A 22805-nucleotide genomic window follows, 5' to 3' on the forward strand; every position below is an offset into this window, starting at 1 on the left:
GACAATATTTTTATCCTACTGTTGACCAGTGATTTATTCTTCAGAGGTTCGGTCAACCAGTGAGCGTGTTTATCTTGTACGTTGTATCGAGAAGCAACTTAATGGTGCAGAATTATCATCAACGCCCTCATTAGGAGTCGACACGTGATCGAATTCGAAAATATTTCAAAGCACTATCCTGATGGCACCGTTGCGGTCAGCAACTTCAATTTGCAGATCCCTGCGCATAGTTCCACGGTGTTTGTTGGATCCTCAGGGTGTGGCAAGACCACCTTGCTACGGATGATTAACCGGATGGTGGACCCCAGCGCGGGTTCGGTGCGCATCGACGGTGAAGATATTTCCGGTAAGAACGCTGTGCAGTTGCGTCGAAGCATCGGCTACGTCATGCAAAATTCGGGTCTGCTCCCGCACTTCACGGTGGCAGAGAACATTGCAACAGTCCCGCGCCTGATGGGGGAGTCGAGGAAATCTTCTCGCCGCCGAGCTCTGGAATTGATGGAGACCGTTGGACTGAACAGCTCGATGGCAGACAGGTATCCGCACCAACTTTCTGGTGGCCAGCAACAACGCGTCGGCGTCGCCCGAGGCTTGGCATCGGACCCCAACATTTTGCTGATGGATGAGCCTTTCGGCGCCGTGGATCCGATTGTTCGAGCGGAACTGCAAACCGAATTGCTGAGATTGCAAAAAGAACTCGACAAGACCATCGTTTTTGTCACTCACGATATCGATGAAGCGTTTTTGCTCGGAGACCAGGTGGTTATCCTTGCCGCAGGCGCACAGAAACTACAGGTGGGCAGCCCGAGCGACATCATTGAGAATCCTGCCAACGACTTTGTCGCGTCCTTCATCGGCGCACAACGCGGTTCCAGGTCGTTGAGCGTCAAGCAGACGGCTCAAGGACCCGTATTGGTTGATGCTCAAGGCCGAACCCAGGGACGACTGGTCGAGGGCGGGACACACCTATGACCTGGATTTCCGAAAACCTAGCACTGATTGCTTCTTTATCCCTTGAGCACCTGCGCCAGTCATTGATCGCAATCTTGATCGGGTTTGTGCTTTCAGTACCCTTGGGCTGGATTGCCTGGCGCTACAAGCTGGTGGGTGGACCCTTAGTCACCTTAACTGGATTGCTCTACACAATTCCCTCGCTTGCGTTGTTGATGATTCTTCCGGTGATCACCGGAATGAGTGCCATCAGCGAAGCCAATCTGATCGTGGCCTTGAGCATTTATGCAGTCGCCATTATGGTTCGGGGCGTGGTGGACGGATTGAACTCGGTAGATTCTGCAACGCGATCTGCCGCCACCGCCATGGGCTACTCCAGTGCTCGTCGATTTATTGCAGTGGATCTGCCCTTGGCCGGACCTGTCATTTTGGCGGGGCTTCGGGTGACTGCCGTGAGCACCATTTCGCTGGCCACCGTGGGCATCCTAGTGGGCGTCACTAACTTGGGTTACCTGTTTACCAACGGTCTGCAAAGGCGCATCATCGTTGAGGTCTTTTCGGGGTTGGTGGCGGTGGTGCTCATCGCGTTGCTCGTTGACCTCTTGCTGGTTTTGCTGGGCCGATGGCTTATGCCATGGAGCAGGAAGAGTCACAAACGCAAGGCCATTAGTACCAATGACGGTTCACAGGCGGTGACCGCATGAACTTACTCGCTGGAGCAATCAGGTGGCTTTTTGCCCCCGAACAGTGGGAGGGCAAAGACGGGTTGCTTGCGCTGCTAGGACAGCACTTGCTCTTCACCTTGCTCTCTGTGATTATCGCCGGAATCATTGCCATTCCCGCCGGTTGGGCCATCGGCCACACAGGTAAGGGACGCGAAATTGCGGTGGCAGCTGCCGGAATTGCCCGTGCTGTGCCTTCCTTTGGCCTGCTGATCTTGCTGGTGCTGCTGTTCGGAGTCACGCATAAGCCGGCAGCCGCCTTGGTGGCGTTCGTGGTGCTTGCTATTCCTTCGCTACTGGCCGGTGCGTATACAGGATTTGAAGCTATTGATCGCAAAACCGTTGATGCGGCCCGATCTATGGGAATGACTGAATGGCAAATCTTATTGAAGGTTGAGATCCCTTTGGGTCTTTCGCTGTTGGTCGGAGGAATTCGGGCGGCAACCTTGCAAGTGGTAGCGACCGTAACGATTGCAGCCTATGTGAACCTCGGGGGACTGGGGCTTCCGATCATTACCGGGCTGAACCTGCGCAGATTCGACATGGTGCTTGGCGGCGCCTTGATGGTGGCGGTGCTGGCGCTGCTGCTTGATTTGCTGCTTGCACTGGCCCAGAAGGCCTCGGTCCCTCGTGGGCTAGGCTACTCGAAGACGACATATAAAAAGCACGAAGCGGATCACGCACAAGCACAAGATAAGGAACTGACATGAAAAACAAACAGGTGGCGCGCGTGGCAGCAGTGGTGGCGGCGGGGTCTTTGGCCCTGGCCGGATGCTCCAGCTCTGATCCGCTGGCGACGCAAAGCAGTTCCGAGAAATCAGGGTCGGAGAAAGTCGTGGTGGGTTCGCAGGCCTACTATTCCAATGAGATCGTCGCTGAAATCTACGCGCAGGCGCTGGAGAACTCCGGCTTGGAAGTAGAACGGCAGTTCAACATCGGACAGCGCGATGCCTACATGCCTCAGCTGGAAAATGGCAGCATCAATGTCTTCCCCGAGTACACCGGCAACTTGCTCCAGTTCTTCAAGGAAGATACCAAAGCGCGCTCATCCGAAGATGTCTACAAGGAGCTGGAGAAGGAGCTTCCTGATTCGCTGGCAGTCCTTGACGAGGCCCAGGCCTCCGATCAGGACTCCTACACCGTGACCAGCAAATTTGCGCAGGAGAACAACCTGGAGAGCATCGAGGATCTGGCGAATGTCAAAGACCAGCTGACCCTTGGCGGCCCACCTGAACTAGCAGAGCGCCCTTACGGTCCGAAGGGTCTGGAAAGCACCTACGGCGTGAAGACCGAGTTCTCGGCAACCGGCGACACCACGGTGGAAGACCTTGTTGCGGGAACGGTGAATGTGGCCAACGTGTTCACTGCGGATCCACGCATCAAGACCGAAGACCTCGTGGTGCTTGAAGATCCTAAGTCGCTTTTCCTAGCATCCAATGTGGTACCGGTAGTGACGGCAGACCAGTCCTCGAAGCTGGGAGAAGTCTTGAATCCCGTGAGTGAAAAGCTGACAGCGCAGGACCTGATTGACCTGAACGTCCAGAGCACCGTCGATAAGAAGTCGGCTGCCGACATCGCCAAATCGTGGCTCTCGGAGCAAGGCCTGTAGGCCCAGCACCGTTGCGAGGGGCGATATTACCCAGCGGCCAGCCAAAGGAGCAGAGACCTGTGGCTTGCCGCTGGATCGCTTTAACACGATCTCAAACCAAAGTAATCTTCCAGGGTGATACCCTCCGGAAAGAGCATTCCGCCACCGTGAAAGGGACTTAACAAGATGGCTTCCACTGCTGTTTCGGTAGACAAGCACTACGATTTGATCATTCTCGGCACAGGATCGGGGAATTCGATTCCCGGCCCCGAATTCGATGACAAATCTATTGCCATCATTGAGAAGGGAACCTTCGGAGGCACCTGCCTCAACGTGGGCTGCATCCCGACCAAGATGTACGTCTATGCCGCCGATACCGCCTTGGAAACCCGCGAGTCCTCGCGCTTGGGAATTAATGCCCAGGTGAACTCGGTGGATTGGCCAGGCATCGTCAATCGGGTTTTTGACCAGCGGATCGACCTCATCGCCAAGGGCGGAGAAGAATATCGCCGAGGGGATAAGACCCCTAACATCGAGGTTTATGACCAGTTTGCCCGATTCGTTGCCGAAAGAACGCTCAAGACTGGGCAGGGATCGAAGGAAATGACGATCAGCGCGGATCAGATCGTGCTGGCCGCTGGCTCTCGTCCTTTCATCCCTGAGGTGATTGCCGAGAGTGGTGTCCATTTCCATACCAATGAAGACATCATGCGCCTGGCCCGGCAGCCGGAATCGATAGTGATCGTCGGTGGCGGATATATCGCCATGGAGTTCGCCCATGTTTTTGAAGCCCTGGGCACCAAGGTGAGCATCATTGCCCGCTCGGAACTGCTGCGCCATCTGGATACGGATTTGCGTGAACCCTTTAATGAGCTCTCGGCGCAACGCTATGACGTGCACTGTGGCAAGAACATCACGCAGGTCAGTCAGGATAGCCACGGAATTACCGTGACATTGGATGATGAATCAGCCGTGAATGCCGAGGTGCTGTTGGTGGCCACAGGCCGCGTTCCCAACGGTGACGAACTCGACGTGGAACGCGCTGGCATTGAAGCTGAGGACGGGCGCATCAAAGTGGACGAGTTTGGTCGCTCAACTTCCGCCGAGGGCATCTGGGCGTTAGGCGACATTTCTTCTCCATACATGCTCAAGCACGTTGCCAACGCTGAAATGCGCGCGGTGCGCCACAACCTGCTGAACCCTCAGAACATGAAGAAAATGCCTCATGAGCACGTACCCGCGGCAGTGTTTACCCATCCGCAGATCGCCTATGTGGGACTGACCGAGGAACAAGCCCGCGAAGCTGGGCATGGCATCGCGGTCAAAGTGCAGAAATATGCTGACGTGGCCTACGGGTGGGCCATGGAAGATAAAACGGGGATTGCCAAGCTGATCGCGGACAAGAAAACTGGCAAGCTGCTCGGGGCACACTACATGGGCCCGCAGGCCTCGACCTTGATTCAGCAAATGATCACGGTCATGGCGTTCGATCTAGATGTGCGCGAGGTCGCCACGAAGCAGTACTGGATCCACCCGGCGCTGCCAGAAGTGACCGAGAACGCATTGCTCGGCCTGGACTTCTCCTGAGCGCGAAGGGTTATGGACTGTTGTAAATAGTACCTAGTCGTCTTACGCTTGAGCCATGAATAGGAATGTACCAAAGAGTGTTGCTTCGATGGCCGGAAGGCTGTTCTTGAGCTCGGCGGTTTTGGGGATGGTGCTAGGAATTCTGGCTGTGCTCCTGATGTTCTGGCCGATCCGGGATAGCGGGTACGGCGGAAGCCTGGATTATCTGGGTATCCCGTTGGCCATCGGAGCCATTACAGGATTGCTGGTAGGGCTGATCTGCGGTGGCGGCGCGTACGTGGCCGTTGAAATCCAGAATATGAAGGACTGGAGTCCCACCGGTGCCAGCCAAGCGGTTGCTGCAGGCACCGGAGCGGCGGTGGCGGGATTGCTTCCAGCTATGGCGTTGGTCGCCGTCGCTTTGAACGAAGCTGATCCGGCTGGGTTGATGGCCCTAGCCCTTGGGGTGCTCGCGGTATGCTTTGCCTCGGGATTCTCTATCGTGACGGGCCTGAACCGCTGCCAAGCGCGCGGCTAAATCACCACGGATCGGCAAGCCAGGGCCGGATCAAAGCTGGTACCTGTTGATTCTCCGCCATAGCGACAGGCAAAAGTGGCATCGGGTTATAAACTTGAGCCCGTAAAATCTTCAGGAGGAATAGTGAAGTTGAAGAACAGTATTACCGTGGGCGCCGCAACTGGTTTCTTGGCCGTCGCGATGGGGCTGGGGGCCATCCCCGCAGCACATGCTAGCGGCAAGACCTACACGCAAACGGTGGCCAGTGCCGGTACGTGCACCACAATGGAAACCGCAACAGTCAAAGCTTTCAAGGCTTCGGGCTACAAAGTCAGAGCTCATTCTTGTCTGAAAAGCCCTGAGGGTTACACCTTGATGATTGGCTATTCGAAATAGGTCAGCTGCCAATCACGTGATCATTCTCTAACTCCCGCCAAACCCCGAGCAGACGTGTAAATTCGGGGCGCATACAGCTGATGGCGATACCCTAGAACTATGGCCCCACGTACTCAGTCTCAGGGGACGAAGAAGCCCACGACACGCAAACCCAAGGCGTCGAGCTCCTCGTCCTCCAAGAAAACATCAGAGAATCCGGAACAGGAACTCGCCCTACCCTTACGCGCCCTGCGCAGCGTTTGGATGGGGATCGCCCGGATCTTTGGTGGCGCATTCCGCCGCATCGGTGGAACGGTCAACCCTGACTATGAAATCCGCCGCGATGGCACAGGGCTTTTCCTTGCCCTCATCGCGGTCGTCGTAGCTGTTATTGAATGGTGGGGCCTGCGCGAATCGGGATGGTTCGGACAGGGGGTGCATGCCGTTGTTGGTGGCACCCTGGGCTTTATGGCAGTGCTCTTGCCAGTGATCTTATTCATCGGAGCCTTCCGCCTCTTCCGCTATCCAGAAGCGGTCACCGCCAATAACCGTATTGGTATTGGCCTGTTGATCATGACCCTCTCCGGATCATCCATCGCCTCCTTGGCCAAAGGATCCCCGTCGGTCTCCGACGACTTTGAGCTTTTGTGGAATGCCGGTGGCATGGCCGGTTCCATTTTGGGTACGCCACTGGGTCTGCTGATCTCGGTGCCGGGGGCCATGGCTGTGTTTATTTTCCTGGCTTTCATGTCGATCTTGATCGTCACCGCCACTCCTTTCACCCAGATCCCTGAACGGATCCGCGGTGGTTACAACCGTCTGCTGGGCCAAGACCCGAATGCCACGCGGCCGGCCCGTCAGGCCGCGGCTGCTGAACTTGATCCAAGCCGTGAAGAGCACGATCAGTCCTACCTCTATCCAGAGGATGAGCCTGAAGCGCCAGCACCGAAAAAGAAAAAGCCTGGCTTCTTTGAACGTCGTGCTGCCGCGGCTCGTCAGGTCACCGAGGTTTACGACGTTGACGGGCACGAGAAGCAGAGCACCGACCGTCCCGGCGACGTTGCCTACGACAAGGCAGTGATCGATCCCGTTGACGCTTCTGAGGCTTCGACCACCGCGTTGCCGGTCTCTAACCGCAACTCGGGCAAGATCTTCGACGCGGACGAGGCCGCCACCCAAGCGATTGCCCGTCCTTCGTTCAACGAACCAGAAGAAGCATCTGAGGCAGCAACTCAGGCCATCCCGGCCGCCAGCATTCCTAAGCCTGCCGGCCCGCCTCCCGGAGTGAAGCGCCCGACCAAGGCCGAAAGCGACATGGCCGAGATTATGGCTAATATCGGCCTGAAGGCCGAACCGGAGGCCACTACCTCCGCCATGGATCAGGTGTCCTCGCGCGCCGCCGGCCTGACCTCCGGACCGCAGTCTCCGATCCCAGCGCGTAGCGAACAACTTCAGCTCTCCGGGGATATCACATACACCCTGCCAGAAGACCATTACCTGCCAGCAGGCCCACCGGCCAAGGAAGCCTCCGAGGCTAACCAAGTGGTGGTTGATGCGCTGACCAATACCCTGCAGCAGTTCAAAGTGGACGCGAAGGTCACCGGTTTCTCCCGCGGTCCAACGGTGACCCGTTACGAGATCGAACTGGCACCGGGCACCAAGGTGGAGAAGGTCACCGCGTTGGCCAAGAACATCTCCTATGCAGTGGCATCTTCGGATGTTCGTATTCTTTCGCCGATCCCTGGCAAGTCCGCCATCGGTATTGAGATCCCGAATACTGACAAGGAAGTTGTTGCCCTCGGCGACGTACTGCGCAGCAACAACGCCCGCAAGACCGAACACCCGATGGTGATGGGCGTGGGCAAGGACGTTGAAGGTGGCTTTGTGGTCGCCAACCTCGCCAAGATGCCTCACCTTTTGGTCGCAGGTGCCACCGGTGCCGGTAAGTCCTCCTTTGTGAACTCGATGATTACCTCGATCTTGATGCGTGCCACCCCCGATGAGGTGCGCATGGTCATGGTTGACCCGAAGCGCGTGGAACTCACCGCTTATGAAGGTGTGCCACACCTGATCACTCCGATCATCACCAACCCTAAAAAGGCTGCCGAAGCACTGGGCTGGGTGGTTCGTGAAATGGACACCCGCTACGATGACTTGGCCAACTTCGGCTTCAAGCACATCGATGACTTTAACAAGGCGGTCAAGGCCGGCAAGGTGCATCCCCCTGAGGGGTCCAAGCGCGTGCTCAAGCCTTACCCGTACCTGCTGGTGATTGTGGATGAGCTCGCCGATTTGATGATGGTCGCTCCACGCGACGTTGAAGAGTCGATTGTGCGTATTACCCAGCTGGCCCGTGCCGCGGGTATTCACTTGGTGCTGGCAACCCAGCGCCCATCGGTGGATGTGGTCACTGGTTTGATTAAGGCCAACGTTCCTTCGCGTATGGCTTTCGCCACCTCCTCGGTCACCGACTCCCGTGTGGTCCTGGACCAGCCTGGTGCTGAGAAGCTGCTGGGGCAAGGTGACGCACTGTTCTTGCCCATGGGTTCATCTAAGCCAATGCGTGTGCAGGGTGCTTGGGTCACCGAGTCTGAAATCCAGCGCGTGGTTGAACACGTCAAATCCCAGCTCGCACCGGAGTACCGCGAGGACGTGATTCCTGCCGCCGAGAAGAAGAAGCAGATCGACGAGGACATCGGAGACGATCTGGACCTGCTCTTGCAGGCCACCGAGCTGGTGGTCACCAGCCAGTTCGGTTCCACCTCGATGCTCCAGCGTAAGTTGCGCGTAGGCTTCGCCAAGGCAGGACGTCTGATGGACTTGATGGAATCACGTGGCGTGGTGGGTCCTTCCGAGGGTTCGAAGGCTCGCGACGTGCTCATCCAGCCCGATGACCTGCCGATGGTTCTTGCTGCCATGCGCGGCGATGATCCAGCCACCAGCGCACCATCAGCCAGTGAGGCAGCCTTGGTTCAGGAAGCTAACGTGAACCATGCCGACCCGGTGGCGGAATACGCCGAGGATCTTGTCGCCAAGGATCTGGACGATCGCCCGCAGGCCGTTGACTATTTTGATGGCTCCGATGAACCGGGCGAAGACGCCTGGGACCTGACAGGAAGAAACTAATCTCATGAGCGAGCAAGCTGGCCAAGGCGCCCAGCCGCCGGTGCCGACGTTGAACATAGCCAACGTGCTCACCACCATCCGCATCATCATGGTGCCCTTCTTCGTGTGGGCCTTGCTGGCCGATGATTCCGAACAGGGACTGTGGCGTTGGATCGCCTTGGTGCTTTTTGTTTTGGCGATGTACACCGACAAGCTTGATGGCGACCTCGCCCGCAGCCGTGGGCTGATCACCAACTTCGGCAAGATCGCTGATCCGATCGCCGATAAGCTGCTCACCGGTGCAGCGTTGGTTAGTTTCTCGATCTTGGCAGAACTGCCTTGGTGGGTCACCATTGTGATCCTGGTTCGAGAATGGGGCATCACCTTATTGCGCGTGGTGGTTATTCGTTATGGCGTGATCGCGGCCAATATGGGTGGAAAGATCAAGACGGTATTGCAGTCCGTAGTGATCGGACTGTACTTGCTGCCATGGACTCAAGAAATCACGTGGCTACATACCGTGGCGTGGTATCTGATGCTCTTGACCTTAGCGGTCACCGTGGTCACCGGCGTGGAGTACCTCATCAAGGCTGGCCAGCTTGTGGCTGGCGCCAAGAAGCAGAAGTAGGGTGTGAGAAGATGCTGAAGCCACAGGCCCCGGCGGTCATCGCTGCTGCCAGCGAGCGCGGTGTCCAGCTTGCCACCGCTGAGTCGCTGACCGCCGGTATGATCGCCGCACGTCTGGCCGAGGTATCTGGAGCATCTGCAGTACTACGCGGGGGAGTCGTGAGTTATTCCTCGGACGTAAAACGCGAACTGCTGAACGTGGATGAAAACTTGCTACAAAGCAACGGCTCGGTCGACCCGGAAGTGGCTCGCCAGATGGCCGTGGGTGCGCTCAAGGCTTGCGGCGCGGACCTTGCGATCTCAGCGACCGGCGTCGCTGGCCCCGAGCCTCACGACGGAAAGTCGGTCGGTACAGTTTTTATTGGCTGGGCCTACGGTGCGCAATCCGGCAGTCAGGAGCACCATTTTGTCGGCGATCGCTCGCAGATTCGGGAGCAGAGTACCCAAGCAGCACTTGGACAGATTGCTGCCATCTTGAATAAAGCTTCTTCACAGTAAGACGCGAAATACTATTTCTCCCGAGATATTTCGCAAAAATCGGATCATATGTGGCATGTGTCGCATTTTTCAGATTAGGGTGAGAAGTAGGGAACAAAACCGTATGACCCGTCGTTGTACGAATTACAGGGCCACAAGGATGACCCCCGTATTAAACAGATCTTCGAGATGGACCTAGGAGCAAAGGCTAAATTTATGGTCAAGCAACCCTTTACAGTCAATGGTGTTGTCCGTTGGCGCGATATGGGAGAAGCCCATACGGTCCAGCCCGAGAAGGAGGAGCACAAAATGGTAGTACTCCGTCATGAAATCGGCGACGTTCTTCGCGACGTCCGTCAGCGCCAGGGTCGTACCCTTCGCGAGGTTTCACACAGCGCACGAGTTTCCCTTGGATATCTCTCCGAGGTTGAACGTGGTCAGAAGGAAGCTTCTTCGGAGCTACTTTCCTCGATCTGCGTAGCGCTGGAAATCCCACTATCCCTGATGCTTCGTGAAGTATCCGAACGCGTAGCACTAGCCGAAGGCATCGCTATCCCAGATACCGTTCCTACGGATATGGCCAACGAGTTCGCTGAAAAGAACACCGGCAAGCCACTGGCATCGGTCTAAGTTCAAAAATCTTATGGTTGCCGCAGCTCAGTAATCGAGTTACCGGAGCCGTCCAAGGAGTCCACGTGTACCGCGTGGGCTCCTTGCCTATGTCATGGGAGAATAGCTAGGTGAAGATCAGCGATTTTTGGCGCAATATGGAAGCCGAGTTTGGCCCGCGTTATTCCCACGTTCTAGCCGACTCGATGGCACTGACCGAATTGGATAGCCTGACGGCCTCTGAAGCATTGGCCAAGGGGATTAAGCCAAAACAGATTTGGGAAGCACTGTGCCTAGCCCAAGATGTCCCGGTCGACCGGTGGCTTGGCGTGGATATCGAACCCAAAGAATCCTAAGACGAACATTCGAAAATTCCGTTTTCGATCCTTCGAAAACGCCGTGTTGGATTTCGAACATCTGTTCGGATATGCTTATCCTAGAAACAGCGCAGGAAACTGCATCAAAAACTTAAGCACGCAGATTGTCCACACTTCAGGGCCATCCGAGTCCAAAGTGTCGGTGGACGAGCATACTGTCTACAGCAGGACATAAATCATGAGCAGGTCGCTAGAGGCTTGCACGAGCAAAGGTGAACCATGGCAGCAAATAATGATCGAGAAAAGGCCCTAGAAGCCGTCCTCGGACAAATCGACAAGGCCTATGGCAAGGGCTCGGTCATGCGTTTGGGCGATGAAACCCGTGCACCAATTGAAGTTATTCCTACTGGTTCGGTCGCATTGGATGTAGCTCTGGGCATTGGCGGCCTGCCACGCGGACGCGTGGTGGAGATCTACGGCCCAGAATCTTCGGGTAAAACCACTGTTGCTTTGCACGCCGTGGCCAGCGCGCAAAAGGCTGGCGGCGTCGCCGCATTCATTGACGCTGAGCACGCTCTAGATCCTGAATACGCCAAGAAGCTCGGCGTTGATACCGATGCACTGCTGGTTTCTCAGCCAGATACCGGTGAACAGGCACTGGAAATCATGGATATGCTCGTGGGCTCCGGTGCACTGGACATTATCGTCATTGACTCGGTTGCCGCACTGGTTCCACGTGCTGAAATCGAGGGCGAAATGGGCGATAGCCACGTTGGCCTTCAGGCACGACTGATGTCGCAGGCACTGCGTAAGATTACCGGTCGTCTCTCACACTCGAAGACCACTGCTATCTTCATCAACCAGTTACGTGAAAAGATCGGTGTCTTCTTCGGTAGTCCTGAAACCACCACTGGTGGTAAGGCTTTGAAGTTCTACGCTTCGGTTCGTATTGATATCCGCCGAATCGAAACTTTGAAGGAAGGTACCAACCCAGTTGGTAACCGTACTCGTTGCAAGGTCGTCAAGAACAAGATGGCCCCTCCTTTCAAGCAGGCAGAATTCGACATTCTTTATGGTCACGGAATCTCCCGTGAAGGTTCCCTCATTGACATGGGTGTTGAACACAACTTGGTCAAGAAGTCCGGTGCTTGGTTCACCTATGACGGCGATCAGTTGGGTCAGGGTAAGGAAAACGCTCGTCGCTTCCTACGCGATAACCCGGACCTCTCTGATGAACTAGAGCGTCAGATCTTGCAGAAGCTCGGCGTCCTGCCAAAGGACGAAGTTGAAGAAGACGAGGCAGAACTGCGAGTTGTCGAGGGCGACAAGTAGTGAGCTCAAGCTTTCAACGACGTAGCGTCCGACCTGGATACAAATCCGGGTCGGACGCTACGTCCGTTTCCAAAGAGTTTCAGGGCGACTTTGAGGACATGCCAGAGTGGGCCAAGCCTACTGTGGAAGAGGAGCAAGCAGAGCTTGAAGCCACAGAGCGCGAATCGACCTCAAGCGCTCATGCAGGCCCAGAGAAGCAGCCTGTTATATTTGCACCCCTGCCTCGGGAAGCAGAAAAGCAACCTGAAAGTATCGAGGAAATTCGTGCGGCCATGGCTCGCATTGTGGCGGCACCGCCAGCTCCTGCGCCAGCCAAACCTTCAAAGAAGCAACGGCGTGAGGCTCGCGAGGCCCGCAAACTAGCTAGGGAAACTGGTGAGCCTGAAGAACTTTCCGATGACCAGTGGCGTGAAAAGGCTCGCGGTATCCTGCTTCGACAGCTCACGGTGGGGGATAAGACTGCCAAGCAGCTCAAAGACAAGTTGCTCGACAAGGAATGTCCAGAAGAAATTGCTGACGAAGTCATCGAGCGTTATGCCGAGATCAATCTTGTTGATGATCAGCGCTTTGCCAAGTCTTGGGTTGTGACGCGCGCTCGTTCGCGTGGATTGGCTCGTGGGGCGATTAAGCATGAACTACGTTCCAAAGGCGTTGATGATGACCTAGCGGCAGAAGCGCTGGAGCAAATCGACGATGAAGCAGAGGAGCAACGTGCACGCGAACTAGTCCGGGCAAAATTGCGCCCAGAATCAATGGGCTTAGACCGCGACCGGTCGCTTCGCCGGCTGGTCGGAATGCTCGGGCGTAAAGGCTATAACGGTGGCATGGCGTTTAAAGTGGCTCGTGAGGAGTGGGACGCGCGATTCAGGTCCGCTGACTAATCGCTCTTTCGGCGTCGAGTTGCTCCCTTACCCAACCGAAACAACCAGTCATCGAAACTTTGATATGCCCACAAGATGATGGCGGCAATTCCGACTAATACAGAGCCCACGCCAATGTTAAAAAGTAGGTCAGCTGTCTCATGGTCAATGGCCGGGATGATGCCGATGATGATGGGAATGGCAAGAAGAAACAGCGCAGTAATTGAGGCCATCCACCAATGAAATACCTTCATCGAGCGTGACAATGGAAGCGATGCCCGCTGGGGATCCTTTTTGGCTTGTTTTTCACAGTTGCTTCCCATGGCTCTGCACACTGTCCTTTAAATCGTCAAGAGATGGATCGACTCGACTCTATCCGAAATTGACGACTCTAGCCTTGAGACAATCTGCGGGCAATCGACTCCGATACGAAAGCATTCTGCCTAGGGTCCCCTACATTTCAGCTCAATGGAAATTTCGGTAATCTTGAAGAGTGACTGAGCAACAAATCGCTAATACCACGAGCGCTGAAGAATCGAACCGCACCTACGAAGTGCGCACCTTTGGTTGCCAAATGAACGTCCACGATTCAGAACGCCTCTCAGGCCTGCTCGAAGATGCGGGGCTGACGCGCAAGACTGAAGAATTTACCGAGGACGTTGCGGACGTAGTTGTCTTTAATACATGCGCAGTGCGCGAGAACGCAGACAATAAGCTTTATGGGAATCTCGGCATCCTCAAGAAGATCAAGGCAGAACGCCCCGATATGCAGATTGCTGTTGGCGGTTGTTTAGCCCAAAAGGACCGAGACACCATCTTGAAAAAGGCTCCGTGGGTCGATGTTGTATTCGGAACTCACAACATCGGATCCTTGCCGACCTTGTTGGCACGATCCGAGCACAATAAGAAGGCAGAACTTGAAATTCTCGAGTCTCTGGATGTCTTCCCCTCGACGCTACCTACGCGACGAGAATCGGTGTACGCCGGTTGGGTCTCCATCTCTGTAGGTTGCAACAACACCTGCACTTTCTGCATTGTTCCCTCCCTGCGCGGCAAGGAACGGGACCGTCGACCAGGCGAGATCTTGGCCGAAATCCAAGCTTTAGTAGACGATGGTGCCATTGAGGTGACGTTGCTGGGTCAAAACGTGAATTCTTACGGTGTTGAGTTCGGAGACCGCTTGGCATTCGGAAAACTCCTGCGTGCCTGCGGTGAGATCCAGGGACTGGAGCGCGTTCGTTTCACCAGCCCGCATCCTGCAGCCTTCACCGATGACGTTATTGAAGCCATGGCAGAAACGCCGAACGTCATGCCTCAATTACATATGCCGCTGCAGTCCGGCTCGGACAAGGTACTCAAGGACATGCGCCGGTCCTACCGATCCAAGAAGTTCTTAGGCATCTTGGACAAGGTACGCGACCGCATTCCCAATGCTGCAATCACCACCGACATCATCGTGGGATTCCCTGGAGAAACCGAGGAAGATTTCCAAGCAACGCTGGACGTTGTGCAGGCTTCACGCTTCTCCTCGGCCTATACCTTCCAATATTCCAAACGTCCTGGTACTCCCGCTGCGACACTGGATGATCAACTGCCTAAGGCTGTTGTACAGGAACGTTATGAGCGCTTAACCGCGTTGCAAGACCGCATAGCCAAGGAAGAAAACGCCAAGCAATTGGGACGTACCGTGGAAGTTTTGGTCACGGAACAGTCCGGGCGTAAGGCTGAGGAAACGCACCGACTCGCCGGCCGTTCGCAGGACCAACGCCTCGTGCACTTCTCCGTGCCAGAGGGCGCACAAGCACCGCGCCCAGGTGATTTGGTGACTTTGCCAATTACCGAAGTGGCCGCTTTCCATCTCATCTCGGATCCAAGCCTCGAAGAGTATTCCTTGCGCGGTTCGCGTGCTGGAGATGCGTGGGATCGGTCTCAGGCTGAAAGCTGCGGTGTTCCTGCAACTGGCTCAAGCACAGCCGCAGGGCGCACAAATTTGGGTATGCCGACCTTGAAGGTGCGCGATTAACCGGATGGGCAATTCTCAATTGCCAGTCATTGCCGTCGTCGGCCCGACTGGCACTGGTAAATCCGACCTCGCCATTGCTCTGGCCCAAGAACTCGGCGGGGAGATCGTCAACTCTGATGCGTTGCAGTTTTATCGCGGTATGGATATCGGAACAGCAAAACTTCCGGTCGCGGAACGCGGAGGCGTCCCTCATCATTTGATGGATACCTTGTCTATCAGGCAAGAGGCTTCCGTTGCCCTGTTCCAGGCTCAAGCCCGCGAACACTTTGCCGATATTCGTGCGCGAGGAAAAGTACCTGTCATGGTTGGTGGCTCAGGACTATATGTCCGTGCCGCACTAGACGTCATCGATTTTCCTCCTACCGATCCTGCAGTACGCCAACGTTTGGAAAACGAAGTGGATGCTCAGGGCGATGGAAATCTGCGACGACGACTAGCAGAGGTGGACCCAGAGTCAGCAGCCCGCAATTTGGACGTGCGCAGGGCGGTCAGAGCGTTGGAAGTTTTCGAGATTTCAGGCAGACCCTTTAGCTCCTACATGCCACAACGAGAGTATTTTGCTCCCGCACTTCAGATCGGACTAAATTACGAACGCTCGGCGTTGCATGAAGCATTGGAAGCACGCGTCCACAAAATGGATAGCATGGGATTAGCTGAAGAAGTTGCAGGGCTACTAGAGAACGGACTTCGTGAGGGGAAAACTGCCTCACGTGCCATCGGTTATCAGCAATACACCGATTATCTCGACGGAGAAATTAGCAAGGCTGAAGCAATTAGCCAGACGGTTATTGCCACTCGAAAATTTGCTCGCCGACAAATTACCTGGTTCAACGCTGATCCGCGGGTCAGCTGGTTGAACCCGACCGAACCTGACTTGATCAGCAAAGCACTTTCCCTCGTTGGCTTGGCCAATGAAGCACCAACACGCTAGGAGTATCGATGTACACCACGGAACTAGGTCAATTGGCGGGGCAGGCATTTGCCAAGGGGCATGCAACGGGAAACGACTTTGTTTTGATCTCAGATCCGGATGGACAGTTGGATCTGAATGAACAGCAAGTAGCCGCATTGTGTCATCGCCGTTTTGGCATTGGTGGAGACGGGTTGATCCGTGCGGTTCCTACGGCCAAGGTGGCCGGTCAAGAGCAGCTAGCTAGCGATAATCCAGAGGCGTACTGGTTCATGGACTACCGTAACAACGATGGTTCGATTGCGGAGATGTGCGGCAACGGTGTACGCGCATTTGCGCACTTCCTGATTGCTGAAGGGCTTGTGGAACTTGAGGTAGGCCAGAGCATTAAGATCGGAAGCCGGGCTGGGATCAAAACTATTACGCGGATCGTTGACGGGTACGCGGTGAATCTGGGCCCTTGGGGATTGATCCACGAAGAGCAGGCTAAAGCACAATCCGTTGATTCTATGGTCAAGCCTCGAGGTTGGGAGCAAGCTCTGCCTGGACTAAGCATCACGATGGGCAATCCACACACGGTGGTCGCACTACCGGATCTGGCCATGCTCGAAGATCTTGATTTATTTCAGGCCCCAGAAGTCGCTCCTACTCCACCAAACGGAACGAACGTTGAGTTTGTTGTGCCCAGTGATCCATTGATCGAAGAAGACGGAGTTGCTCAGGTGCGCATGCGCGTTCATGAACGTGGAGTGGGGGAGACCTTGTCCTGCGGCACCGGAGCCTGCGCTGCGGCGGCTGCAGTTCGCTACTGGGCCAAAGGTACCGCATTGATCAACCAATGGGCGGTGGCTATCCCTGGGGGCGTCGTGGGCGTGGAGTTCCGCGAAAATGCAACCGGCGGGGAAGACACTATTCTTTCCGGACCGGCCGAGCTCGTGGGTCGAGGAATTATCGGCGCCGCGTAGCTGCTTGCCAACGACCATTGATAAAGGTTGTAGGGATTAGTTTTCACTAACCCCTGCAACCTTTATTCGTCCTAGGCCGGACGGGAAATCTTGAGCACGCGGAAGGCTTTGGCTGTCGCTTCGCGAGTTACTGACCAATCGGCTGGCATTTGCTCAATAAGCCATTTCTGCAAAGAATCGCTTCCCAGATTCTTCTGAACAACCAGCCACGCATCCCCGCCTGGGGCTAGACGCGGGAGCCATAGCAGGAGTAGCTCATGCAAGGCTTCTTTACCGATACGAATCGGGGGATTTGACCAGATCGTATCGAACTGAAGTTGCGGATCGACCGAATCGGGCGTTCCCACGAAGACATTCTTTAGGCCCAAACTTTGTGCATTAAGCCTGGTCAGTTCAATGGAACGTTCATTGACATCGACGCCGTAAACTTCAGACTCCGGTGATTGCTCGGCGGCAGTGAGCGTGATCGGACCCCAACCGCAACCGATGTCTAGCACGCGGCCTCGTGGAGTTGGGACATACTGCAATAAGACAGCCGTGCCCTTATCTAGCCCAGTCGGAGAGAAGATTCCCGAAGCGGTCTGAACCTTGCGAGTTGAACCGTTGAGTTCAACGTCAATGGTGCGACGTTCATCTGCCGAAGCCGGGCTGGCGGTGAAGTAATGATCCGAGGTCATAACCAAAGTTTATCGTTGTGTATCGCCGGGCCAAAGACCATGGCAATCAACGTGAGCAAAGCGATATAGGCAGGCCGAATATTCACTGATAGAGTTTTCTCTATGACTTTCGTATTCGTCTAAAACGTAACCGCTGTGGTTACCACGCGACTTTCCTGACGCAGGAGCGCCATGTTGGCCTGCCCAAATTAGGGGATCCGTAGACTGCGAAGTCATTTTTTCTTTTCTGTAAGTAGTGCCGCTCACCACTTATCATTCGACTTTGCTCCTGGTAACTCAGCTTCCACCTGACTATCTGCAGATTTCAACGCCTTTGCAAAGGACTACGAATGTTTGATGAATCCACTGATCCCCAACGAGTCACGTCGCGAAGTGGGGGTCCTCGGCACTATTCTGGAAAGCGAAGTACTTCTAAGGAGACCATGACTAACTCCGAGTCACACGAGCACGATTCTGCATCAATGGATGATGCCCAGATCCAGGCCGCTATCGACCGGATCCTCGAGGCTGACGAAGCCCAGAGTCCACAAATACAGCACTTTGGTGAAGAGGATTCCTCAATCTTCTCTGGCCAAGCTACGGCCCTGAACCGATTCTCATCGGGTCTTTCGCACTTTGACGGGGACCAAGACGATCTGGCTGATCGTCGCGCCCTGCGTCGCGTCGCGGGACTATCCACTGAGTTGGAAGACGTTACCGAGGTTGAGTATCGACAGCTTCGCCTTGAACGCGTAGTTCTTGCAGGTATTTGGAATGAAGGTACAGTCACTGACGCTGAGAACTCGCTGCGCGAGTTGGCAGCGCTGGCCGAAACCGCAGGATCAGAGGTTCTTGACGGTGTCGTGCAGCGGCGAAGCAAGCCAGATCCATCCACGTTCCTAGGCTCGGGTAAGGCCGAGGAGCTACGAGGTATCGTAGCCTCCACCGGCGCCGATACCGTGGTAGTGGATGCTGAACTAGCACCATCGCAGCGACGCGCGTTGGAAGATATCGTAAAGGTCAAAGTTATTGACCGGACTAGCTTGATCTTGGATATCTTCGCGCAACATGCCAAGTCCCGTGAGGGCAAGGCGCAGGTCGAGCTTGCCCAGCTCGAGTACCTCTTGCCACGTCTGCGTGGTTGGGGCGAATCCATGTCTCGTCAGGCTGGTGGTCGCGTGGGTGCCGCAGGTGGCGGTATCGGCTCCCGTGGTCCGGGTGAAACCAAGATCGAAATGGATCGCCGTCGTATTCGTGACCGGATGGCAAAGCTCCGCCGCGAAATCAAGGCCATGAAGCCTGCACGCGAGGCCAAGCGAGCCAATCGAAAACGTAACGAAGTCCCAGCCGTGGCCATTGCCGGTTACACCAACGCCGGTAAGTCCTCGTTGTTGAACCGACTGACCAACGCCGGTGTGCTGGTGGAAAACGCACTTTTTGCTACCTTGGACCCAACGGTACGTCAGTCCTCGACAGAAGACGGGTTGACCTACACGCTGGCTGACACGGTCGGATTTGTGTCCAACCTTCCGACTCAGCTTGTTGAAGCCTTCCGCTCCACATTGGAGGAGATCGCTGATTCAGATTTGATTCTGCATGTTGTGGATGCATCCCACCCGGATCCTGAAGGCCAAATTCAAGCTGTGCGCACGGTGCTGGGCGAAGTCAATGCGCTGAACATTCCTGAAATAATAGTCCTGAATAAGGCTGATGTTGCTGATCCGTTTGTGATCGAACGAATCAGGAACAAAGAGTCCAATACCTCGGTGGTTTCAGCTCACACTGGTGAAGGTATTGAAGCCCTGCTTGAAAAGATCAGTTCATCAATCCCTCGTCCGGGGATACAGATGGAAGTTCTCATTCCTTACAATCGTGGAGATTTGATCGCGAAGCTTCACCAAAGTGAATCTGAAATTCTAGAAAATGAACACCTAGAAAATGGCACACGGATGATCGTGAAGGTACGCGACTCCCTAGCTGCAGAGTTGGAGAACTTCAACCTTCATGGATAAGCAAGAGCAGGCCCTAGAACTTCTTGAGGCCGCGGTAACTTCCATGGGTGGTGCCATGCGCACCGGCCAGCAGGAAATGGTCAAGCACGTAGTGACTGCCTTGGAAGACGAAGAACATTTGCTAGTGCAGGCTGGCACCGGAACGGGTAAGTCCATGGGCTACCTGATTCCGGCGCTAGCTCATGCGCAAACTAGTGCTAAGCCAGTGATTGTCTCCACGGCAACCCTGGCTTTGCAGTCCCAGATTGTTGGACGTGATGTTCCGCGGTTGCTCGAATCGCTCAAGGGCAAGCTCTCGCGTCCCATGGACGTTGCTCTACTCAAGGGGCGCTCAAACTATCTATGCCAATATAAGCTCGGCGGCGGATACCCGGATGACGAGGGCACGTTATTCTCGATGGATGAGCCTGCAATTCCGGCAGGCACTACCTATTCACCGTTAGCTAGCGAAGTCATGAAGCTTCGTGACTGGGCAGACCGCACGGATACGGGAGACCGCGACGAACTGGTTCCCGGCGTTAGCGATAAGGCTTGGAAGCAAGTTTCGGTCTCGGCCATGGAATGTCTCGGATCCCAAAAGTGCCCCATGGCCGACGAATGCTTCTCTGAGATGGCTCGCGCTCGGGCCTCAGAAGCTGATGTCGTGATCACCAATCATGCCTTGTTGGCGGTCTCGGCTTTCGAAGGACTTTCGGTGCTTCCGGACTTCGAAGTTGCCATCATTGACGAGGCCCACGAACTACAAGACCGTGTGACCAGCTCCGTTTCTGGTGCGCTCTCAGCACGCATGGTGATGACAGCAGCCGGTGGTGCCAAGCGCCACTGCGGGGTCAACGTTGATGAGATGGTCAAAGCTGCCAACCGGTTGGAGAAGTCGTTGACCGGCATCCCTACGGGTTTGTTGGAACAGGGCCTCCGCGAAGACATGGGTATTGCCCTGAACGACATTGTTGAGCAGGCTCGACTGGTTTTGGCGTTGTCTAAGCCGGAAGCTAATGCACCGGCAGATGGTGGTCGGCAGACCGCACGTTCCCAAATGCAGGCGGTGATGGATGATGCCATTCGCATGCTCGAATCTGAAGAGCGCCGAGAAGTTCTCTATACGACCAGACCACGCGAATTTATCGAAGGTCGTGGTTATGTTGAGGCCGAAGATTCGCAGCCAGCAACGCTGAATGTGGCTCCATTGTCGGTCGCGGGAAAACTACGGGAGGGACTCTTCGACGGTCGTACCGTGGTGCTGACCAGCGCTACGTTGGCCATCGGGTCGCAGTTTGATGCGGTCGCAGGTTCCCTGGGCTTGATGGGTGCAGGAGCTCCAACATGGACCGGCGTGGATGTAGGTAGCCCCTTTGATTATCCGAAGCAGGGAATCCTCTACGTCGCCAAGCACCTGCCCAAGCCAGGTCGCCAGTTGGCAGCAGAAACGCTGGATGAGATCGAAGATCTCATCAAGGCTTCGGGCGGTGGAGCACTGGCGCTGTTCACTTCGAAACGCTCTGCCGAAGAAGCCGCAAGCATCCTGCGCGAAAAGCTCGACGTGGAAATTTTGTGTCAAGGCGAAGCGAGTATGAAATCGCTCGTTGAGCAGTTCGCTGCCGAACGGGATACCTGTCTGTTTGGCACCATGACGCTGTGGCAAGGTGTGGATGTTCCCGGTGACTCATGCCGCTTAGTCATTATCGACAAGATCCCGTTCCCTCGTCCCGATGATCCGATCTCTAAGGCACGAACTGAAGATGTCGCTAAGCATGGAGGTAATGGGTTCATGCAGGTCTCTGCGACTCATGCGGCGATTCGTCTGGCTCAGGGTGCAGGACGACTCATTCGTTCCGTTAATGACCGTGGTGTGGTCGCGATCCTAGATTCACGCATGGCCACCGCACGTTACGGGAGCTTCTTAAAAGCCACTTTGCCTCCCATGTGGCCAACGGTAGATAAAAAGGTGATTACCGGCGTACTGGAACGGCTCAAGCCCGAAGAGAAGAAGTAGCGCGTTGAACCGCCGGTGAGCCATCTAGTCCTACAGCTCGTCGCTTGCTAGTGTCTGTGCCAGATGGATGAACCACTTACTCCGGAAGGCATCATGGACTCTTGGAAAAACCTGTCTGCTCAGGCGGCCCAGGACACCCATCAACGCTTTGGACAACGCCTACTTGGCATACCCGGAACGTGGATAGGATTACCGTATAGTCGCCAGCATCGTCTGCGTGATGGCAGCATGCTTAGCGATATCAACGGTATTTCCCACCCGCTACGGGAGTGGAACTATTGGTGGCAGGCCCATTACCTCGACGCGATCATCGATGATGGTTTGAGGTATCTTGGCGACGGCCAACGTGAGCAAGCTAAGCGTGAGCTTCGTCGGGCCAACGAGTTACTTCGCGGCATTCGCTTTCGAAATTTCGGGGTCTATCCAAACTACTTTTTTGATGACATGGCATGGCTAGCTCTGGCCAGCCAACGTTTGGTCTCGTTCTCGCGCCAGTTGGAAGGTCGTAGTGCTCCGCAGGCCAAGCAGGCCATTTTGACTTTGCGCAAGCAACTGGCGGGTGCCATCGACGATGTTCTCGATGGTGGCATGTATTGGTCTCGTAAGCGAGATTTCAAGAATGCTCCAGCAAACGCACCAGCTGCGTTGTTCTTTGCTAGAAATGGCGAACGGGAACTGTCACGGGGTCTGCTCAGTTGGCTTCGGCTTAAACTGTTCAACACTGAACGCGGATTGTATGTGGACGGGCTACGCCTCATTGCCACTGGACGCAAGGTTGAAGAAGCCGTGTATACCTACAATCAAGGGCCTGTGCTCGGAGCCTTACTTGAGCTGGGCACCGATGAGGATCTGGAACATGCAAGCATCCTGATTCATGCTTCGCAAAGGTTCTTGACTGATAGTTCGGGGGCTTTGGCGATGAACGGTGGTGGAGATGGAAATCTCTTTGCCGGAATACTAAGCCGATACCTAGCGTTGGCAGCCAACGACATTCGGCTTGATGACTCAACACGAGCTGTGGCAAGCAAAATGATTGTGGACACGGCCCGTAGCATCGTAGATCAAGAGCCCCGAAGGCTGTCGGCAGCGGTGCAACGGTGGATGATCTTCAACTCGGCCGGCGCCTGCTCAGAAGGAGCAAGTACTGAATAAAAATTTGAGGGTCTGACGCCAGCTGGCATCAGACCCCCAAATCTTGTT

At 55.3% G+C, this 22805-nt stretch carries 22 protein-coding genes; 20 read left to right on the forward strand and 2 right to left on the reverse strand.

Features of this window, described 5'->3' with window-relative positions; translation table 11 throughout:
• The first annotated feature begins 144 nt into the window (after positions 1-144).
• The 14 genes from FJV47_RS16085 to FJV47_RS16150 all read left to right on the forward strand — a co-directional run bounded on the left by FJV47_RS16085 (position 145) and on the right by FJV47_RS16150 (position 13067).
• Positions 145-972: an ABC transporter ATP-binding protein gene (locus FJV47_RS16085; RefSeq protein ID WP_159614752.1), complete on the forward strand. Its 828-nt coding sequence runs from the start codon at positions 145-147 to the stop codon at positions 970-972.
• Complete coding sequence (locus FJV47_RS16090) at positions 969-1655, forward strand: ABC transporter permease (protein ID WP_159614754.1); 687 nt, start codon at positions 969-971, stop codon at positions 1653-1655. The genes FJV47_RS16085 and FJV47_RS16090 overlap by 4 nt, the downstream gene beginning before the upstream one ends.
• Positions 1652-2383, forward strand: coding sequence for an ABC transporter permease (locus FJV47_RS16095; RefSeq protein WP_159614756.1), 732 nt, complete (start codon positions 1652-1654; stop codon positions 2381-2383). The genes FJV47_RS16090 and FJV47_RS16095 overlap by 4 nt, the downstream gene beginning before the upstream one ends.
• On the forward strand, positions 2380-3282 hold the full coding sequence (locus FJV47_RS16100; RefSeq protein ID WP_159614757.1) for an ABC transporter substrate-binding protein: 903 nt from the start codon (positions 2380-2382) through the stop codon (positions 3280-3282). Before FJV47_RS16095 ends, FJV47_RS16100 begins: the two co-directional genes overlap by 4 nt.
• 165 nt (positions 3283-3447) lie before the next feature.
• A complete protein-coding gene (gene mtr, locus FJV47_RS16105; protein WP_159614759.1) occupies positions 3448-4848 on the forward strand; it encodes a mycothione reductase in 1401 nt (466 codons plus the stop codon).
• A 55-nt stretch (positions 4849-4903) separates the two neighbouring features.
• Positions 4904-5365, forward strand: coding sequence for a hypothetical protein (locus FJV47_RS16110; RefSeq protein ID WP_159614761.1), 462 nt, complete (start codon positions 4904-4906; stop codon positions 5363-5365).
• Positions 5366-5488: 123 nt separating this feature from the next.
• Positions 5489-5740, forward strand: a complete 252-nt coding sequence (locus FJV47_RS16115) for a hypothetical protein (RefSeq protein WP_159614763.1) — start codon at positions 5489-5491, stop codon at positions 5738-5740.
• A gap of 99 nt (positions 5741-5839) precedes the next feature.
• Positions 5840-8845, forward strand: coding sequence for a DNA translocase FtsK (locus FJV47_RS16120; protein WP_159614765.1), 3006 nt, complete (start codon positions 5840-5842; stop codon positions 8843-8845).
• 4 nt (positions 8846-8849) lie between these two features.
• Positions 8850-9452 (forward strand): CDP-diacylglycerol--glycerol-3-phosphate 3-phosphatidyltransferase, encoded by a 603-nt coding sequence (pgsA, locus tag FJV47_RS16125; protein ID WP_159614767.1) that lies wholly within the window; start codon positions 8850-8852, stop codon positions 9450-9452.
• A gap of 11 nt (positions 9453-9463) precedes the next feature.
• The gene (locus FJV47_RS16130; RefSeq protein WP_200832027.1) at positions 9464-9949 is read left to right on the forward strand and encodes a CinA family protein; all 486 of its coding nucleotides are present in this window, start codon (positions 9464-9466) and stop codon (positions 9947-9949) included.
• Between the two features lie 195 nt (positions 9950-10144).
• Positions 10145-10558 (forward strand): helix-turn-helix domain-containing protein, encoded by a 414-nt coding sequence (locus FJV47_RS16135; RefSeq protein WP_159614769.1) that lies wholly within the window; start codon positions 10145-10147, stop codon positions 10556-10558.
• 110 nt (positions 10559-10668) lie between these two features.
• Entirely contained in the window at positions 10669-10893 is a 225-nt protein-coding gene (locus FJV47_RS16140; RefSeq protein ID WP_159614771.1) for a DUF3046 domain-containing protein, read from the forward strand.
• Positions 10894-11133: 240 nt separating this feature from the next.
• A complete protein-coding gene (gene recA / locus FJV47_RS16145) occupies positions 11134-12186 on the forward strand; it encodes a recombinase RecA (protein ID WP_159614773.1) in 1053 nt (350 codons plus the stop codon).
• Entirely contained in the window at positions 12186-13067 is an 882-nt protein-coding gene (locus tag FJV47_RS16150; protein ID WP_159614775.1) for a regulatory protein RecX, read from the forward strand. Before recA ends, FJV47_RS16150 begins: the two co-directional genes overlap by 1 nt.
• Here FJV47_RS16150 and FJV47_RS16155 read toward each other — a convergent pair.
• Positions 13064-13279: a hypothetical protein gene (locus FJV47_RS16155; protein ID WP_159614777.1), complete on the reverse strand. Its 216-nt coding sequence runs from the start codon at positions 13277-13279 to the stop codon at positions 13064-13066. The two genes, FJV47_RS16150 and FJV47_RS16155, sit on opposite strands and share 4 nt — an antisense overlap.
• Before the next feature lie 260 nt (positions 13280-13539).
• Here FJV47_RS16155 and miaB point away from each other — a divergent pair, with 260 nt between their 5' ends.
• Genes miaB through dapF form a run of 3 tightly spaced genes read left to right on the forward strand, consistent with a single transcriptional unit; the run spans position 13540 to position 16944 of the window.
• Positions 13540-15069: a tRNA (N6-isopentenyl adenosine(37)-C2)-methylthiotransferase MiaB gene (gene miaB / locus FJV47_RS16160; RefSeq protein ID WP_159614779.1), complete on the forward strand. Its 1530-nt coding sequence runs from the start codon at positions 13540-13542 to the stop codon at positions 15067-15069.
• 4 nt (positions 15070-15073) lie between these two features.
• Positions 15074-16000, forward strand: coding sequence for a tRNA (adenosine(37)-N6)-dimethylallyltransferase MiaA (gene miaA / locus FJV47_RS16165; RefSeq protein WP_159614781.1), 927 nt, complete (start codon positions 15074-15076; stop codon positions 15998-16000).
• 8 nt (positions 16001-16008) lie between these two features.
• The gene (dapF, locus tag FJV47_RS16170; protein WP_159614783.1) at positions 16009-16944 is read left to right on the forward strand and encodes a diaminopimelate epimerase; all 936 of its coding nucleotides are present in this window, start codon (positions 16009-16011) and stop codon (positions 16942-16944) included.
• Positions 16945-17015: 71 nt separating this feature from the next.
• On the opposite strand, the gene FJV47_RS16175 is transcribed toward dapF, so the two are convergent.
• On the reverse strand, positions 17016-17621 hold the full coding sequence (locus tag FJV47_RS16175; protein WP_159614785.1) for a class I SAM-dependent methyltransferase: 606 nt from the start codon (positions 17619-17621) through the stop codon (positions 17016-17018).
• A gap of 422 nt (positions 17622-18043) precedes the next feature.
• On the opposite strand from FJV47_RS16175, the gene hflX reads away from it, so the two are divergent.
• From hflX to FJV47_RS16190, 3 genes are all read left to right on the forward strand, one after another.
• Positions 18044-19612, forward strand: a complete 1569-nt coding sequence (gene hflX, locus FJV47_RS16180) for a GTPase HflX (protein ID WP_159614787.1) — start codon at positions 18044-18046, stop codon at positions 19610-19612.
• The gene (locus FJV47_RS16185; RefSeq protein WP_159614789.1) at positions 19605-21605 is read left to right on the forward strand and encodes an ATP-dependent DNA helicase; all 2001 of its coding nucleotides are present in this window, start codon (positions 19605-19607) and stop codon (positions 21603-21605) included. Before hflX ends, FJV47_RS16185 begins: the two co-directional genes overlap by 8 nt.
• Before the next feature lie 63 nt (positions 21606-21668).
• Positions 21669-22757 (forward strand): glycoside hydrolase family 76 protein, encoded by a 1089-nt coding sequence (locus FJV47_RS16190; protein WP_159614791.1) that lies wholly within the window; start codon positions 21669-21671, stop codon positions 22755-22757.
• The last annotated feature ends 48 nt before the right edge of the window (positions 22758-22805 follow it).

Origin of the sequence: Glutamicibacter sp. JC586, from assembly GCF_009805585.1 — a bacterium.
GTDB lineage: Bacteria > Actinomycetota > Actinomycetes > Actinomycetales > Micrococcaceae > Glutamicibacter.